We start from the raw sequence: 14882 nt of genomic DNA, 5'->3' as shown, positions 1-14882 counted from the left end.
AATTTTAGGCAAATTCGCCAAGGTGTTCCGGTAATTCTTGATTTTTTACTTCACCGTGCAATGTTGAAAAAGACGAAATGCGCAATTCGGGCCGAAGCGTGTGGGCGCGGCGGTGATGAAAGGCGGTGGCGTCAATCACTTCCCCCACCAATTTGTGGGACAACGTGTAAGTAGAAGGAGACACGGGAAATGCCAACTGGCACCGTGAAATGGTTTAATACCACTAAAGGCTATGGGTTTATTGCCCCCGATGAAGGTGGCAAGGACGTATTTGTACATATCTCGGCTGTTGAACGGTCAGGTCTGACCGGGCTCGCAGACAATCAGAAAGTCTCATACGAATTGCAGGACGGACGCGACGGTCGCCAGATGGCCGCCGATTTGAAACCGTTGTAAGGCCCCCTCCCGACGGGAAGACAAAGCAGGGCAACGGCCAATTTCCGGCCGTTGACCAATTATGGTTCGACCAATGTTAACCGCGCGCCGGATCTGCGTCGGCGTGCGTGAACCAGTCTTGACCCATCGCAACGATGCAGGACGTGCCGGTCGAATAAGTGACAACCATCGTCCAATCACCTTTCTCGCTAGTCCAGACTTCCATGATTTGTTCGGGACTGCGCACCCCGGTGGCCGCGCGCTGCGAGCCGAACTGACGTTCAAGCTTTTCGTGCATTCGGGATGTCGGTTCACACAATACCTCGGCAATCGGAGACTTGGCGAAAACCGGGCCGCCAAGCAAGCAAAAGAGGCATGCAAATCGGATGTAAGAAAGACATGTCATGAAGCCAATGTAACAGCTTCACGACAAAACGTATAGACAAACGATATGCGTTTAATTTTCGCGAATGACCGCTTCGAACTCGCGCCATTCGCGGGCGGTCATGCCCGAAGTTTCTTGCGTCACGGCCTCTCCGGCCAGCATCCGCCGCAGGCTGTCGACCATCTGCGCCGACAGATTCACCGCGCCCAGACGGTAATCTTCAAACGCCTTGTAAGCGAAAGGAACCCAGTCGGCGACGATTTTGCACATCGTGTCCGCATATACCCGGATTTCATATTGCGCGTGGGGGTCCGCTCGCAGCCGCAGGAAGTGGAACAGATTGTGCAGGTCCACCTTCCAGTACCATTGAGTGTAGATATTCGCCGGAAGGTTCATCCGCGCCAGTTCACGTGCCAGACCCTGCTGACCATCCTGACTGATCATCGCCTCGTAATTGTCATAGCACCGGGCACTGTCTGCCTTGAGCATCTCAAGAACGCGCGCGGCTTCTTCCCCCTGCAGCGCGTCGCCCCGGCCCTGGTTGTTCACCTCGGACTGCGCCGCCACATGGTCGGGCGCGGGGATATAGAACTCGCGGTCCAGGATAGAATAGCGTGCCGAGTATTCGTTCACATTCGCCGTCCGATGCCGGATCCATTGCCGCGCCACAAAGACGGGCAGTTTCACATGCAGCTTGATCTCGCACATTTCAAAAGGGGTCGAGTGCCAGTGACGCATCAGGTAACGGATCAGGCCCTCATCATTCTGTACGGATTTGGTACCCTTGCCATAGGACACACGGGCAGCCTGACAAATCGCCGCGTCGTCGCCCATATAGTCGATCACACGCACAAAACCGTGGTCCAGAACCTGATGCGCGGTGTACAGGTGATCCTCCATCCCCGGGGCAACAACACGACGCGTTTGATACGATTGCGCCCGTTGCGCTTCGATCTCGGTCAGTTGGTCAGAGGACAGCGGCATGAAATTTCCTTTCCAGCGAATGAGTCGCAGACCACTATATATCGGCAAAACCACGACAGGAACCGCGATATGTGCGCTAACTTGCGCAAACTCTAAATTGTGTCCGCTGCGCCCCTCGACAGACTACGTTAGCGCGCTAAGGTGCATGGCATCACCTGAACAAAAAAGGAAACCGCAATGGGGCTGACATACCTCCACACCATGGTCCGTGTGAAAGATCTTGAGAAATCCATGGCGTTTTACGAACTGCTGGGGCTGCAAGAAACCCGCCGGTATGACAGTGAACAGGGACGGTTTTCGCTGATCTTCATGGCGCCTCCGGGGCAAGAAGATCGTCCGATCGAGCTGACATATAACTGGGATGGCGACGACGGATTACCTGGCGATAGCCGCCATTTCGGTCATTTGGCCTACGGGGTCGATAATATCTACGAAATGTGCCAACTGCTTCAAGATAATGGCGTCGTGATCAACCGGCCACCGCGTGACGGGCGCATGGCGTTTGTGCGCTCGCCAGACAACATTTCGGTCGAGCTGCTGCAAAATGGCGACGCGCTGGACCCCGCCGAACCCTGGGCCAGCATGGAGAGTACCGGTCATTGGTGATCCGCTGGCTGGCAACCTTGGGCTTGGCCGTATTGGCCAGCCCCTTGCGGGCCGAGACCTGCCGACTGGCGCTAGCCTTGGCGATGGACATATCGACCTCGGTAGACGCCACAGAAGACACACTGCAAAGGCAGGGCCTGGCCGCGGCTCTTGTCGCGCCTGAAGTGACCGAGGCGTTTTTCTCATCGCCAATGCCCGTTGCGCTTGCGGTCTATGAATGGAGCGGGCGCAGCACGCAGCGCGTCATTCTGAACTGGTCGATGATCCGTACACGGGCGGATTTGCTGGCTGCAGCCAAGACGATCCAGCAATCAGTTCGTTCCGGCAGCGGATCGGCCACGGCGATGGGATATGCGTTGGCTTTTGGCGCGACACTGATGCAGCAAGCCCCGCCCTGCCTTTTCCAGACCATTGATCTGTCTGGTGATGGGTCGAACAATGACGGGTACGGGCCGGATTCGGCCTACCGCCACTTTCCGTTTCAGGACGTCGTGGTAAACGGGCTGGTCATCAACGCTGCTGATTTCGAAGGCGAGCTGTTCCTTATCCCGTTTTTCGAGAACAATGTCCTGCATGGCCCGGGCGCGTTTCTTGAAGTGGCGCAAGGGTTTGAGGACTTCGAACGCGCCATGCGCCGGAAGCTTGAGAGGGAATTGCAGGGCCTGCAAATCGGCGCTTTGTCCGGTGATGCGCCAAAATGATCCGGTACCTTGCCGCTGTCGCAGCCTTTTTGGGAACACCCGCCCTGTCTGAGTGCAGACAGGCCCTTGCATTGGGTCTGGATGTCTCTGGCTCGGTCGATAGCGCCGAATACAGGTTGCAACTCGGTGGTCTGGCCGCTGCCCTGCAACAACCCAAGGTCAAGCAACTGCTTCTTTCGGGCCTTGGCCCTGCGGTGCGGCTCGCCGTATTCGAATGGAGTGAGGCCAGTCATCAGCGCATGCTGCTGGACTGGACAGAAATCCGATCCGACGAACAACTAGCTGGCATTTCAAACCTGTTAAACTCGGTAACGCGCAGCTCGGCGCCTCAGGGGACAGCAGTTGGATCGGCAATGCTGTTTGGGGCTGAATTACTGTCCCAACAGCCCGAGTGCTGGAAGCAAACGCTGGACCTTTCTGGCGACGGAAAGCACAACATTGGCCCTCACCCCCGCGAGGTGAAACAAGCACTGCAAGCGGGCGGAATCACTATCAACGGCTTAGTGATCGGCCCCGATGACGCCAATGTCGGGGACAAGCGCGACGTACAGATTAGTGAGTTATCCGCTTACTACAATGCTTGGGTTATTCTAGGCCCCGACGCCTTTGTCGAGGTTGCCGTCGGATGCGAAGCTTATGAGGATGCGATGGCCCGCAAGCTAATCCGCGAGCTTGAGGGCTTGGTCCTGTCCGACGCCGGGCCACACACTCGACCCTGATCAGTAAATGTAGCGGATCTGGTCCGTCCAATAGCGCTCAACCCGCCGGAGAGAGGTGGTGATGTCCTCGATACCCTCAAGCCCCAAGACGCCACGTGACTGCAAACCATCGGCATGGCGCGCGAACAGCTCGGACACAGTGTCACGAATTTCACGTCCACGCGGCGTCAGACGCACACGGACCGAGCGGCGGTCAATCTCGCAACGCTGGTGGTGCATATAGCCCATCTCAACCAGCTTTTTCAGGTTATAGCTGACATTACTGCCCTGGTAGTATCCCCGGCTTTTCAGCTCACCTGCCGTGACTTCATGATCGCCGATGTTGAAAAGCAGCAATGCCTGAACCGCGTTGATTTCAAGTACGCCGACACGTTCGAACTCGTCCTTGATGACGTCCAGAAGCAAACGGTGCAGCCGTTCGACAAGGGCCAGCGCCTCAAGATAACTGGTCATGAAGCCCTTGGCCCCGTGCGCGGAGACCTGCATTTCCATACTCATCCGATCCTCCGATTCATTCGCGCTGTTTCAGGCAGAATGAATCGAAAAACCGAAAATTCGGTTAAACCGTCTTTTTCTTTATTTTTGAAATGTTTGCGCGATATCAGTTATCAGATCCCCGAACCGCTCTGGGGCGGCGACCTGCCCGGTCACCCATTGATACAGGTCCTGATCATTTTCGTGCAGCAGCGCGTCATAGGTTTCCAACCCCGCACTGTCCATCGCCGCCAAATTGCGTTCGGCATACGCCTGCAGGATCAGGTCCATTTCCTTAATCCCCCGGCGCATGGAGCGCATTTTCAATCGCTTGATCTGAACGTCACGCGGCTCGGTCATTGATTTCGCTCCAACATCAGGCGCACGCGTTTCTCCAACTTTGCGGCCCGTTCGGCGCTGGCCCGCATCTCGCCACGGATGGCGCGCAACTCGGTCACGACTTCAACAAGCTCAGGCGCGTTTTCCACCACTTCAACCGGGGCATCCATACCGTCACCCTCTCCAGTCAAAAGCCACATGATCGAGACGTTGATCATTCCAGCCATCATCGACAAACGGTTGGCGCGCGGCTCAGACAGGTCGTTTTCCCAAGCGACGATCGTGGCCTTCTTGACGCCAAGCCGCCGCGCAAGCTGCGATTGCGTCATACCTGCCGCTTCACGCGCGCCTGCCAGCCGGTCGCCAAAAGTTGCTGATTCCGGGCCGTACCAGTCGCTTTCGTCGTTCATTCGCGTCTCCAATTCCACTGTGCATATCGCTTGATCGTCATTCGGGCGCACCCTATGACAGACAGGTTGAACATACAAACCGAGGCCGATCATGAGTTTCCTGTCTGCGACACTGTCACGCGTAAAACCATCACCGACCATCGCAATGACAGCGAAAGCCGCCGAATTGAAGGCCGCAGGGCGCGACGTCATCGGGCTGAGCGCGGGCGAACCCGATTTCGACACGCCGCAGAACATCAAGGACGCGGCTGTCGCCGCCATTGCCGCGGGGAAAACGAAATACACCGCGCCCGATGGCATCCCCGAGTTGAAACAGGCGGCTTGTGCCAAAATGAAACGTGATCACGGGTTGGACTATTCGCCCGCCCAGATCTCGGTAGGTACCGGCGGAAAGCAGACGCTGTATAACGCCTTGATGGCCACCATGAACGACGGAGATGAAGTGATCATCCCCGCCCCCTACTGGGTCAGCTATCCAGATATGGTTCTGCTGGCAGGCGGTACGCCGGTCGTGGTGGAAACAACGTTGGAAAACCAGTTCAAGCTGACGGCCGAACAGCTTGAGGCCGCGATCACGCCGAACACCAAGTGGTTCATCTTCAACTCTCCGTCCAACCCTACTGGTGCGGGTTACAGCCGGGCCGAGCTAAAGGCGTTAACCGATGTCCTGATGCGCCATCCGCATGTTTGGATCATGTCTGATGATATGTATGAACATCTCGCCTATGACGGGTTCGAATTTTGCACTCCGGCTGAGGTCGAACCCGGCCTGTATGAGCGCACACTAACCTGTAACGGTGTGTCCAAAGCCTATGCCATGACCGGCTGGCGGATCGGGTATGCCGCAGGCCCGGCCGAGTTGATCGCAGCGATGCGCAAGATCCAATCGCAATCGACCTCGAACCCATGTTCGGTCAGCCAATGGGCTGCGGTCGAGGCGCTGAACGGCACGCAGGATTTTCTGGCCCCCAATGCCGAGACATTCAAACGACGCCGCGATCTTGTGGTGAAGATGCTGAACCAGATCGACGGCATCACCTGCCCCACGCCCGAAGGTGCTTTTTACGTCTATCCTTCGATCGCGGGGCTGATCGGAAAAACAACCCCGGCGGGTACCGTGATCGCATCGGATGAGGCATTTGCCACAGCGTTGCTGGAAGAGGCTGACGTTGCCGTTGTTTTTGGTGCCGCGTTTGGCTTGTCTCCGAATTTCCGTGTCAGCTATGCTACATCGGATGAGGCGCTGACCGAGGCTTGCACCCGCATCCAAAATTTCTGCGCTGCACTGACCTGAGCCCGGAGGCCGTATGGCGACTGAACTGCCCGAATACTATTTCCGTATCCGCGAGAATGGAGCTGCGGTATTCCGGATCGACACGGAAAACCGCCAGCAACGGATCGAGATGGACCAGATCGCCGTCATCAACATCCGAAATGGCGAGGTCAAACCGCAAGGCCAGCGCACCCTGACCGAAGCCGACCAAGCCGAAATCGCGCGCTGGATGGAGGCGCGCAAGGCCTTGCTGGCCCAGCGCGACATGGATGATATCCACCGGGCCGTGGATTACCTGAACCTGACGACTCAATGGGCACAGTCAAAGGCGACCGATGATCAGCTTGAGGATGTGACCGACAGATTGTTGATGGCCATGCATGACCTGCGCAGCGTCCTCGTGCGCAAAAAGGCGGATCGACTCAGCAAGGGCTAAGCCGCCACCGGCACAGACCGAACCGATCGCATCCAGAACCGTGCCATCAGAAGCACCGCCGCACAAGCCAGCCCCAGAACAAGACCCAGCCAGACTCCAATTCCGTCCATCCCCCGGACAAAGCCAAAGTAATACGACGCTGGAATGCCCACGACCCAATAGCTAAGCCCTGCCATTACCATCGGCACTTTGGCGTCCTGCAAACCACGCAACAGGCCCAGCGCAATCACCTGCGCGCCATCCACCAGTTGGAACAGGGCCGCCATGGCCAGCAACCCGGTGCCAATCAACAGGATTTCCCCCCGCTGCGGATCGTCTGTTTCCATAAACAACGAGATCAACGGCTCGGCGCAGGTCAGGAACAGGATGACCGTCAGCACCGACATCACCAAAGACATGCCCGTTACGGCAATCGCGCCTTTTTCCAGATGCGCCCGGTCCTTGCGGCCCAGCGCATTACCCGCTCGGATCGTGGCTGCGTTCGACAGGCCCAGATGCACCATGAACGTGGCCGAGGCCAAATTCAGCGCGATCCCGTGCGCCGCCAGCGGCACCTGACCCAGCCACCCCATCATGATCGCGGACATCGCAAACAAGCTAACCTCGGCCAGAGTAGTCAATCCGATGGGCACGCCCAGACGCAGGACGCTGAAGAAGAACTCCCAATCCGGGCGCCAGAAACGCTGAAACAGGCTGTGTTCGGGCAAGACACGCACCGCATAGATCACCACAAAGACCAGCGAAACGATCTGTGTAACCACCGAGGCGACGGCGGCGCCGATCACGCCCATCTCGGGCGCGCCCCAGTTCCCGAAGATCAGCGCATAGTTAGTTAGGCCGTTGACCACGGCGGCTGTTACCGTGATCCAAAGAACGATCTGGGTCCGTTCCAACGCGGCCAGATAAGACTTCAAGACCATCACGATAAGCGCCGGGAACAGGCCCCACCCTGCGACCCGCAGGTACTGGGAAGCCGTTCGCGCAACATCAGGGTCTTGATCCAAAGCAATCAGGATCGGGTAGGACCACCATAGCAACGGCATCATAAGAGCCGCATAGATCAGTGACAGCCACAACCCCATGCGGGTCGAGCGGCGAATACTCGTCTCGTCCTCTTCCGCAGCGGCCGTGGCGACGATAGGCATAACGGCCCAGCCGAACCCGGCCCCGAACAGAAACAGCACGAAATAGTAGCTGCTGGCCAAGGTTACAGCAGCCAAAGCCTCGACCCCGTACCAGCCCAGCATGATTGTATCGGTCAAGCCGATCGCGAACTGCGCCAGATGCCCGCCCACCAACGGCAGGCCGAGCACGGCGATGGCCCGGAAGTGGCCGCGATATGTCATCACCTTATTCATTGCCCCAGCCTTATGCCCGGCCAGAAGCCGGGACAAGACCAGATCAACGAAATTTCAAGGTGAGACTCTCAATCAAGAGCCGGTAATCAGCTTCGAATGGCCCTTTCAAGCGTCCGGATGCAGAGACGTACCCAGTATGTGCTCGGACCGATGGATCACGTGATGTGCCTGCCCGACGATCAGCGGATCCGGATCGCTTACGATGTCATGGTTCTTACCGGGATAGTCCAGCGTCGACAGGAAGTGGCGCATCGTGTTCAGACGGGCACGTTTCTTGTCGTTGGACTTGATGATCGTCCAGGGCGCATCGGCCGTGTCGGTGTAGAAGAACATCGCCTCTTTCGCCTCGGTGTAGTCGTCCCACTTGCTAAGGCTCGCCTTGTCGATCGGCGACAATTTCCACTGTTTAAGCGGGTCGGTTTCACGGCTTTTGAACCGGCGCTGTTGCTCTTCCTGCGTGACCGAGAACCAGTATTTGTATAGCTGAATGCCCGAGCGCACCAGCATCCTCTCAAAATCCGGGGTCTGGCGCATGAACTCCAGATACTCATTGGGCGAACAAAAGCCCATCACCCGCTCAACACCCGCGCGGTTGTACCAGGAGCGGTCATAAAACACCATTTCGCCCACGGTCGGCAGTTCCTGAATATAGCGCTGGTAATACCACTGACCCTTTTCTTCCCAGGTGGGTTTGTTCAACGCGACCACACGGGCCTGACGCGGGTTCAGGTGCTCCATGAACCGTTTGATCGTACCACCCTTTCCAGCAGCGTCGCGGCCTTCAAACAACAACACAAACCGCTGACCCGTCTCTTGCGCCCACAGCTGAACCTTCAGCAACTCGGCCTGCAACTCGGCCTTTTGCGCCTCATACGTCCTGCGCGCCATTTTGCGACCATAGGGGTATTTGCCGCTTTCAAAGGTCAGACGAATTTTCTCGGGACTGGGCGCTGCAGAGGCGGGCACCACAGTAACGGGCGTTTCTGTCTTTTCTATCTGTGCCGCTGTTTCCATTCAGTTTCTCCTTGCTAAGCTTGTTACATGAAAGGCTAACAGGGACCGGCACTTCGCGCTTTGATTGGTGTCAAATTACTGTATCTTAGGTGCTCTGTATTTCGATTTCAGACCATAGGGTTAGTCCCATGAACAGCAGGTTTGTCACACTCAACGGTCAGCCGTTTTTTCTACGCAGCTGGGGTGATCCCAATTTGCCCACGCTGCTGATGCTGCACGGGTTTCCAGAATATGGCGGCGCATGGGCCGATCTGGCACCGTACCTCGCCCCGCACTACCATTGTGTTGCGCCCGATCAGCGCGGATACGGGCAAAGCTGGGTGCCGGAAAGCGTTGGCCACTACACCCTGTCCAACCTGGTGACGGACATGGCCGCACTGATCGAAACGCAGGGCGGGCCCGTAACGGTTCTGGGTCACGATTGGGGGGCTTCGGTGGCTTATGGTCTGGCTATGTTTCGGCCCGAACTGGTCGACCGCCTGATCATCGCGAACGGAGTTCATCCGGTTCCGTTTCAGCGCGCCATGGCGGCAGGAGGCGCGCAGTCCGCAGCCTCGCAATATATCAATGACCTGCGCGCCGAGGACGCAGCCGATCGTTTTTCAGCCAATAACTTCGCCCTGCTTGAACGTTTCTTCAGATACGGCATGGGGTTGGATTGGTTGTCTGATCATCAGATGCAAGACTATCGCACCGAATGGGCCCGGCCCGGTCGGTTGAACGCTATGTTGAACTGGTATCGCGCTTCTCCTTTGGTGGTGGCCAAACCGGGCGAGCCTTTGACGGACCTGCCCGAGTTGCCGGTAGAGCGCCTGATGGTCCGATGCTCGCATCTGCTTCTTTGGGGACCGGAAGACAAAGCGCTGCTGCCAGAGGCGACCTCTGGGCTCGAAACCTTTGCACCCGACCTGAAGCGTGTCGACATTCCCGGTGCCGATCACTGGCTGCATCACCAACGACCTGACGCAATGGCACAGGCAATTGTGGACTGGAGCGGTGCCTGACGGCCTAGCGATGCCCCCAATCCGCCGGGTCCTCGGAGTTGTTGGGCGATAGTCCCAAAACATCCCCATCGGTGTCGCACCCCAGCCCCAGAACAGTGCGGTTGGCATACGAGAAATAGGCGCAGACCTGATTAATCTCGAGTATCTGGCCGTCATCCCACCCTGCCGCGCGTAACGCGTCGATATCTGCTTCCGTCATATCCGCCGGAGCCTGAGTCAACATGCGCGCATAATGCATCGCCGCGACCTGCGCGGCATCCAAAGGGGCAGTATCTGGCGCTTTGGCCTCAATCGCTGCAAGAATAGCTTCTGCGCGTGCAGGATCGTCCAGCAAACGCTGTAGACCACTGAAGTGATGCTCGACACAGTATCCACAACGATTCAACGAACTGACCCAGACGCCCAGAACCTCGAGAAACCATTTCGGAATGGTGTTGGCCGAATGGTGCAACACGTTTTTGTACAACGCCATGTGGCCTTCCATCGAATGCGGGCGCAGGGAATGCACCGTCATGATGTTATCAACGTTGTTCCCCGGCCCGGTGACCCGTTCATACAGTTTCTTCAATCGACCTGTTGCCTGCTCGAAGGGCACCGTCTTGATCCAACTCATTCCACTTCCTTACGATTTTGGTCGCGTCTATCACAGATTGAGTTGTTACCGGCGACGCCCCAGGAGGCAAGCTTCGATTTCAAAGGTGGGGTTAATCCATTTGTCCGACAAAAGTCGTGGCCGACAAGGGCATCACCATGTCCTCTGAACCAAATCGCTGATCCAATGCCTTTGCCATTTCCACCGCGACCTCCTCGGGATCGGCACCGCCGCGCTCTTTTATTTCGTCCACCAAAGGGTTTCCGAACACCAAAGCGCGCGAGAATGCCGCGGGATCCAGGATCTTTTTACTCAACCGTATCGTCTGGAATGTCACATTGTGCCAACCGGCGGCGGACAAGTCAGCCAATACGGCCTGCGGGTCTCCGTAGTGAAACGGAACTTGGTAAAAGCCCGGAGGGTCGTCCGGGAAGACCTGCGCAACAACGTCCTGAGCCATCTGCGAAACCGGGTTTTCAGCCATAGAACTCCAGACATTAAAAACGTAACGCCCTCGGGGTTTCAGCACTCTCGCGGCCTCACGGAACGAGGCGACTTTGTCGGGAAAAAACATCACGCCAAACTGACAGACCATCAAATCGAACTTTGGTGTTTCGAATGGCAGTTCCATCGCGTTGACAACGTCAAAACGAACGTTTTCCGAGCTAGAAAACTTAGTCTTGGCAACATCCAACATCGGCGCGTTCAAATCAGTGACCAGCAGGTTTGCTGCTGCAGGCAACTGATCTCGGAGCATTCTGCTGACTATGCCGGTTCCGGCTGCAAGTTCGACCACTTCGCTAGCGGGTTCGCTGCAACATGTCTCGACCAAGTGTTGTGCGTAATCGACGAAAATATTTGGTCCAAGACCAGTGTCATAATATGTCGGAATGTCACCAATAAACTCTGCGGAATTTGCGGTCATCCAATTGTCCCTAGTTGATGAAAAATACAAACTGCCCCCATCTTAGTCGAAAACAGGCCATATGCGAAAACCCGCGTGATCCTCGCATTTTTCTACAACACTTCGCGCCCCTCTTCCCCCGGACCACATCACCTGCCATAATGGATAAAACTCAAAAACAAGAGCAGCACCGATGCCCGACGATCTGTTGACGCCTGAAGCGACTTCCACCTATGACGCCTCCTCGATCGAGGTGCTTGAAGGGCTGGAACCCGTTCGCAAACGCCCCGGCATGTATATCGGCGGCACGGATGAGCGCGCGCTGCATCACATGGTGGCCGAAATCCTCGACAACTCGATGGACGAGGCGGTCGCCGGTCACGCCAACCGGATCGAGGTCGAGCTGCACGCAGATTACGCCCTGACCGTGCGCGACAACGGGCGCGGTATCCCAATTGATCCACATCCGAAATTCCCGGACAAATCCGCGCTTGAAGTCATTCTGTGTACCCTGCACGCGGGTGGTAAATTCTCGGGCAAGGCCTATCAGACCTCGGGCGGTCTGCATGGGGTTGGTGCCTCGGTGGTGAACGCCCTGTCGGACTCGATGGTCGTGCAGGTGGCGCGGGACAAGACGCTGTTCGAACAACGGTTCTCGCGCGGTATCCCCTTGGGACCGGTCGAGAAAATCGGTGCGGCCCCCAATCGTCGCGGCACCACCGTGACATTCCACGCCGATGCCGAAATCTTTGGCCACCACAAGTTCAAACCGGCGCGGTTGTTCAAGTCCATCCGGTCCAAGGCCTATCTGTTCTCAGGCGTGGAAATCCGCTGGAAATCCGCCATCGACGACGGCGAAACCCCGACCGAGGCCACGTTCCACTTCCCCGGCGGCCTGTCTGATTACCTCAAAGAGACGATGAATGGCTCATCCACCTATGCCGAGCAGCCCTTTGCAGGCACCGTGGACTTCACCGAGAAGTTCGGGACACCGGGCAAGGTCGAATGGGCGATCAACTGGACACCTTCGCGCGATGGGTTCATCCAATCCTACTGTAACACCGTCCCCACCCCCGAAGGCGGCACACACGTGGCGGGATTCTGGGCCGCGATCCTCAAGGGGATCAAGGCTTATGGTGAGCTGATCAACAACAAGAAAGCCGCGCAGATCACCCGCGAAGACCTGATCACCGGCGGCTGCGCGCTGGTGTCCTGCTTTATCCGCGAACCGGAGTTTGTGGGTCAGACCAAAGACCGTCTGGCCACGGTCGAGGCGCAGCGGCTGGTTGAGAATTCGGTCCGCGACCATTTCGATAACTGGCTGGCCGCGGACACGAAATCTGCCGGCGCGATCCTCGACTTTGTGATACTCCGAGCCGAGGAGCGTCTGCGCCGACGAGCCGAGAAAGAGACACAACGTAAATCCGCCACTAAAAAACTTCGTCTTCCCGGCAAGCTGGTGGACTGTAGTAGTTCAACACGCGACGGCACCGAATTATTCATCGTCGAGGGCGACTCGGCCGGTGGCTCGGCCAAAATGGGGCGTGACCGCAAAACGCAGGCCCTGCTGCCCCTGCGCGGCAAGATCCTGAACGTTCTGGGCGCGGCCAGTTCCAAGCTGGGCACAAATGCCGAGATCAACGACCTGACGCAGGCGCTGGGTGTCGGCCTTGGCACCAAGTTCAACGTCGACGACCTGCGCTATGACAAGATCATCATCATGACCGACGCGGATGTGGACGGCGCGCATATCGCATCCCTGCTGATGACCTTCTTTTTCACCCAGATGCGGCCGATGATCGACGCAGGCCACCTGTATCTGGCCTGCCCGCCTCTGTACCGCCTGACCCAAGGCGCCAAACGCGTCTATTGTCTGGACGAGGCCGAGCGTGACGAGTGGCTGGAAAAAGGCCTGGGCGGCAAGGGCAAAATCGACGTCTCACGCTTCAAGGGTCTGGGCGAAATGGACGCCAAGGACCTGAAAGAAACTACGATGGACCCGGCCTCGCGCAAACTGATCCGCGTTACGATTGACGAGGACGAACCCGGCGAGACCGGCGATCTGGTCGAGCGTCTGATGGGTAAGAAACCCGAACTGCGGTTCCAATATATTCAGGAGAACGCGCGGTTCGTGGAGGAGTTGGATGTTTGAGTAACCTAAATGCTTCATGAGTATTTGTCGCGACTTGCGCGTGACTACGTATTTGAACGGTCAAAAAATTTTTCAGGAAGTGAATTCGGAAACTTCGTTCGACACGACATTGCAATAGAAGCCAAAAAGCGACTTTTGTTTCTGCCATACGAAGTCGAGGTAAAGGCGAGCGTCGGCCAATCTCGTTGGGCGGCGGTACCTTGGCTAGCATTCTTTGATCCACTCATTACGGACACTGCGACACGTGGGTTTTATGTCGTTTACTTGATTAATGCACAAACTGAAGAGATCGTTCTTTCGCTAAATCAGGGCACAACAGAGGTTTACCGAGAATTCGGAGAAAACGATAAAGGGCGGAAAATTCTGGCTCGTCGAGCTGTCGACTTGACGGAGCGGGTTCCTGAGTTTTCCGAAAAATTTTCTGCTGACCCATTGATCTCGGTTCGAGCGAAAATCTTCCAACAGGATATGTTGCGGGGCATGCGTTCGGAAAAGTCTATCAGGCAGATGCAATTGATCCCCAGCAATTCTATGAAGATCTTGAAGTGATGTTAGCGGCTTACAAGGCTCTTGTAGACCGAGGAGGCAGAACGCCTGTCGACACCATGATGGAGGAAGCTGGAACTACAGATATCCTTGAAACTAGGAGATACATTCTTTCAAGGCGAATTGAGCGCGCAAAAAACGTAAGAGTGCGCGTATTGGAGCGTCGCGGGCTGAAATGCGAAGGATGCGGTTTAGAGCCAATTGAGCATTATCGCTACGAAGGTCCAATTAAGAACATTCCGCTGGATGTGCACCATACAAAGCCCATCAGAGAGCTGTCAGAAGGTGAGACGCGCAGGTATCAAATTCCAGAGGACTTCCTAGTGCTTTGTCCGACTTGTCATCGAATGATACACAAACAAAAGGATGAAGCCGATATTGATTTACTCAAGCGCAGCGTCAGCTTTTTCCATTCCAAGAAAATCCCTCGGCAGTTCTAAAAGTTCACAAGAGTAGGGCGTCGGGTGCAAGCCAACAATACTATAGTAATACGCCCCCTTGCCTAACCCGTTGATCTCGTTCACACTTACTCTCAACCCGTCATTCAAGAACGACATTTGAGGTTCCCGAGCGTCCACGACCCATCTGACCAACTGATTTATCAACGGGA

At 56.6% G+C, this 14882-nt stretch carries 20 protein-coding genes; 10 read left to right on the top strand and 10 right to left on the bottom strand.

Annotated features, from left to right (window positions below):
- Window positions 1-4: 4 nt before the first annotated feature.
- Entirely contained in the window at window positions 5-139 is a 135-nt protein-coding gene (locus tag GOW48_RS22615) for a hypothetical protein (RefSeq protein ID WP_269149578.1), read from the bottom strand.
- Window positions 140-189: 50 nt separating this feature from the next.
- Here GOW48_RS22615 and GOW48_RS06770 point away from each other — a divergent pair, with 50 nt between their 5' ends.
- Window positions 190-396: a cold-shock protein gene (locus GOW48_RS06770; RefSeq protein WP_008758035.1), complete on the top strand. Its 207-nt coding sequence runs from the start codon at window positions 190-192 to the stop codon at window positions 394-396.
- 76 nt (window positions 397-472) lie between these two features.
- Here GOW48_RS06770 and GOW48_RS06765 read toward each other — a convergent pair whose 3' ends face one another.
- On the bottom strand, window positions 473-673 hold the full coding sequence (locus GOW48_RS06765; protein WP_234899342.1) for a hypothetical protein: 201 nt from the start codon (window positions 671-673) through the stop codon (window positions 473-475).
- 159 nt (window positions 674-832) lie between these two features.
- Window positions 833-1744 (bottom strand): FAD-dependent thymidylate synthase, encoded by a 912-nt coding sequence (thyX, locus tag GOW48_RS06760; RefSeq protein WP_170752439.1) that lies wholly within the window; start codon window positions 1742-1744, stop codon window positions 833-835.
- A gap of 177 nt (window positions 1745-1921) precedes the next feature.
- Between thyX and GOW48_RS06755 the strand changes: the two genes are divergently transcribed.
- The 3 genes from GOW48_RS06755 to GOW48_RS06745 are packed head-to-tail and all read left to right on the top strand — an operon-like array spanning window position 1922 to window position 3770.
- Window positions 1922-2350, top strand: coding sequence for a VOC family protein (locus GOW48_RS06755; protein WP_170752437.1), 429 nt, complete (start codon window positions 1922-1924; stop codon window positions 2348-2350).
- A complete protein-coding gene (locus GOW48_RS06750) occupies window positions 2347-3051 on the top strand; it encodes a DUF1194 domain-containing protein (RefSeq protein ID WP_170752434.1) in 705 nt (234 codons plus the stop codon). Before GOW48_RS06755 ends, GOW48_RS06750 begins: the two co-directional genes overlap by 4 nt.
- Window positions 3048-3770, top strand: coding sequence for a DUF1194 domain-containing protein (locus GOW48_RS06745; protein WP_170752432.1), 723 nt, complete (start codon window positions 3048-3050; stop codon window positions 3768-3770). The genes GOW48_RS06750 and GOW48_RS06745 overlap by 4 nt, the downstream gene beginning before the upstream one ends.
- Here GOW48_RS06745 and GOW48_RS06740 read toward each other — a convergent pair whose 3' ends face one another.
- The 3 genes from GOW48_RS06740 to GOW48_RS06730 form a co-directional block, all read right to left on the bottom strand.
- On the bottom strand, window positions 3771-4268 hold the full coding sequence (locus GOW48_RS06740) for a MarR family winged helix-turn-helix transcriptional regulator (protein WP_170354630.1): 498 nt from the start codon (window positions 4266-4268) through the stop codon (window positions 3771-3773).
- Between the two features lie 78 nt (window positions 4269-4346).
- A complete protein-coding gene (locus GOW48_RS06735; protein WP_170354631.1) occupies window positions 4347-4604 on the bottom strand; it encodes a succinate dehydrogenase assembly factor 2 in 258 nt (85 codons plus the stop codon).
- Window positions 4601-4993, bottom strand: coding sequence for a helix-turn-helix domain-containing protein (locus tag GOW48_RS06730; RefSeq protein WP_170752430.1), 393 nt, complete (start codon window positions 4991-4993; stop codon window positions 4601-4603). The genes GOW48_RS06735 and GOW48_RS06730 overlap by 4 nt, the downstream gene beginning before the upstream one ends.
- A 91-nt stretch (window positions 4994-5084) precedes the next feature.
- Between GOW48_RS06730 and GOW48_RS06725 the strand changes: the two genes are divergently transcribed.
- Together GOW48_RS06725 and GOW48_RS06720 are read left to right on the top strand one after the other, a co-directional pair.
- Entirely contained in the window at window positions 5085-6287 is a 1203-nt protein-coding gene (locus GOW48_RS06725) for a pyridoxal phosphate-dependent aminotransferase (protein ID WP_170752428.1), read from the top strand.
- Window positions 6288-6300: 13 nt separating this feature from the next.
- Window positions 6301-6702 (top strand): hypothetical protein, encoded by a 402-nt coding sequence (locus GOW48_RS06720; RefSeq protein WP_170752425.1) that lies wholly within the window; start codon window positions 6301-6303, stop codon window positions 6700-6702.
- Here the strand turns inward: GOW48_RS06720 and GOW48_RS06715 are convergent.
- Complete coding sequence (locus GOW48_RS06715; RefSeq protein ID WP_170752423.1) at window positions 6699-8060, bottom strand: MATE family efflux transporter; 1362 nt, start codon at window positions 8058-8060, stop codon at window positions 6699-6701. The genes GOW48_RS06720 and GOW48_RS06715 overlap by 4 nt on opposite strands.
- A 105-nt stretch (window positions 8061-8165) precedes the next feature.
- The gene (gene ppk2, locus GOW48_RS06710; RefSeq protein ID WP_170752421.1) at window positions 8166-9074 is read right to left on the bottom strand and encodes a polyphosphate kinase 2; all 909 of its coding nucleotides are present in this window, start codon (window positions 9072-9074) and stop codon (window positions 8166-8168) included.
- A 128-nt stretch (window positions 9075-9202) separates the two neighbouring features.
- On the opposite strand from ppk2, the gene GOW48_RS06705 reads away from it, so the two are divergent.
- Window positions 9203-10078, top strand: a complete 876-nt coding sequence (locus GOW48_RS06705) for an alpha/beta fold hydrolase (protein WP_170752419.1) — start codon at window positions 9203-9205, stop codon at window positions 10076-10078.
- Between the two features lie 4 nt (window positions 10079-10082).
- On the opposite strand, the gene GOW48_RS06700 is transcribed toward GOW48_RS06705, so the two are convergent.
- Window positions 10083-10691, bottom strand: a complete 609-nt coding sequence (locus GOW48_RS06700; protein WP_170752417.1) for a carboxymuconolactone decarboxylase family protein — start codon at window positions 10689-10691, stop codon at window positions 10083-10085.
- A gap of 91 nt (window positions 10692-10782) precedes the next feature.
- Window positions 10783-11595, bottom strand: coding sequence for a class I SAM-dependent methyltransferase (locus GOW48_RS06695; RefSeq protein WP_170752415.1), 813 nt, complete (start codon window positions 11593-11595; stop codon window positions 10783-10785).
- 172 nt (window positions 11596-11767) lie between these two features.
- On the opposite strand from GOW48_RS06695, the gene parE reads away from it, so the two are divergent.
- The 3 genes from parE to GOW48_RS06680 are packed head-to-tail and all read left to right on the top strand — an operon-like array spanning window position 11768 to window position 14712.
- Complete coding sequence (gene parE / locus GOW48_RS06690) at window positions 11768-13726, top strand: DNA topoisomerase IV subunit B (RefSeq protein ID WP_170752413.1); 1959 nt, start codon at window positions 11768-11770, stop codon at window positions 13724-13726.
- Between the two features lie 9 nt (window positions 13727-13735).
- A complete protein-coding gene (locus GOW48_RS06685; RefSeq protein WP_170752411.1) occupies window positions 13736-14275 on the top strand; it encodes an MrcB family domain-containing protein in 540 nt (179 codons plus the stop codon).
- A gap of 56 nt (window positions 14276-14331) precedes the next feature.
- Entirely contained in the window at window positions 14332-14712 is a 381-nt protein-coding gene (locus GOW48_RS06680) for an HNH endonuclease (protein WP_170752409.1), read from the top strand.
- Window positions 14713-14882: the final 170 nt, after the last annotated feature.

Origin of the sequence: Ruegeria lacuscaerulensis, assembly GCF_013033355.1 — a bacterium.
GTDB classification, from domain to species: Bacteria; Pseudomonadota; Alphaproteobacteria; order Rhodobacterales; family Rhodobacteraceae; genus Ruegeria; species Ruegeria lacuscaerulensis_A.
This window is presented reverse-complemented; position numbering and strand designations above follow the sequence as displayed.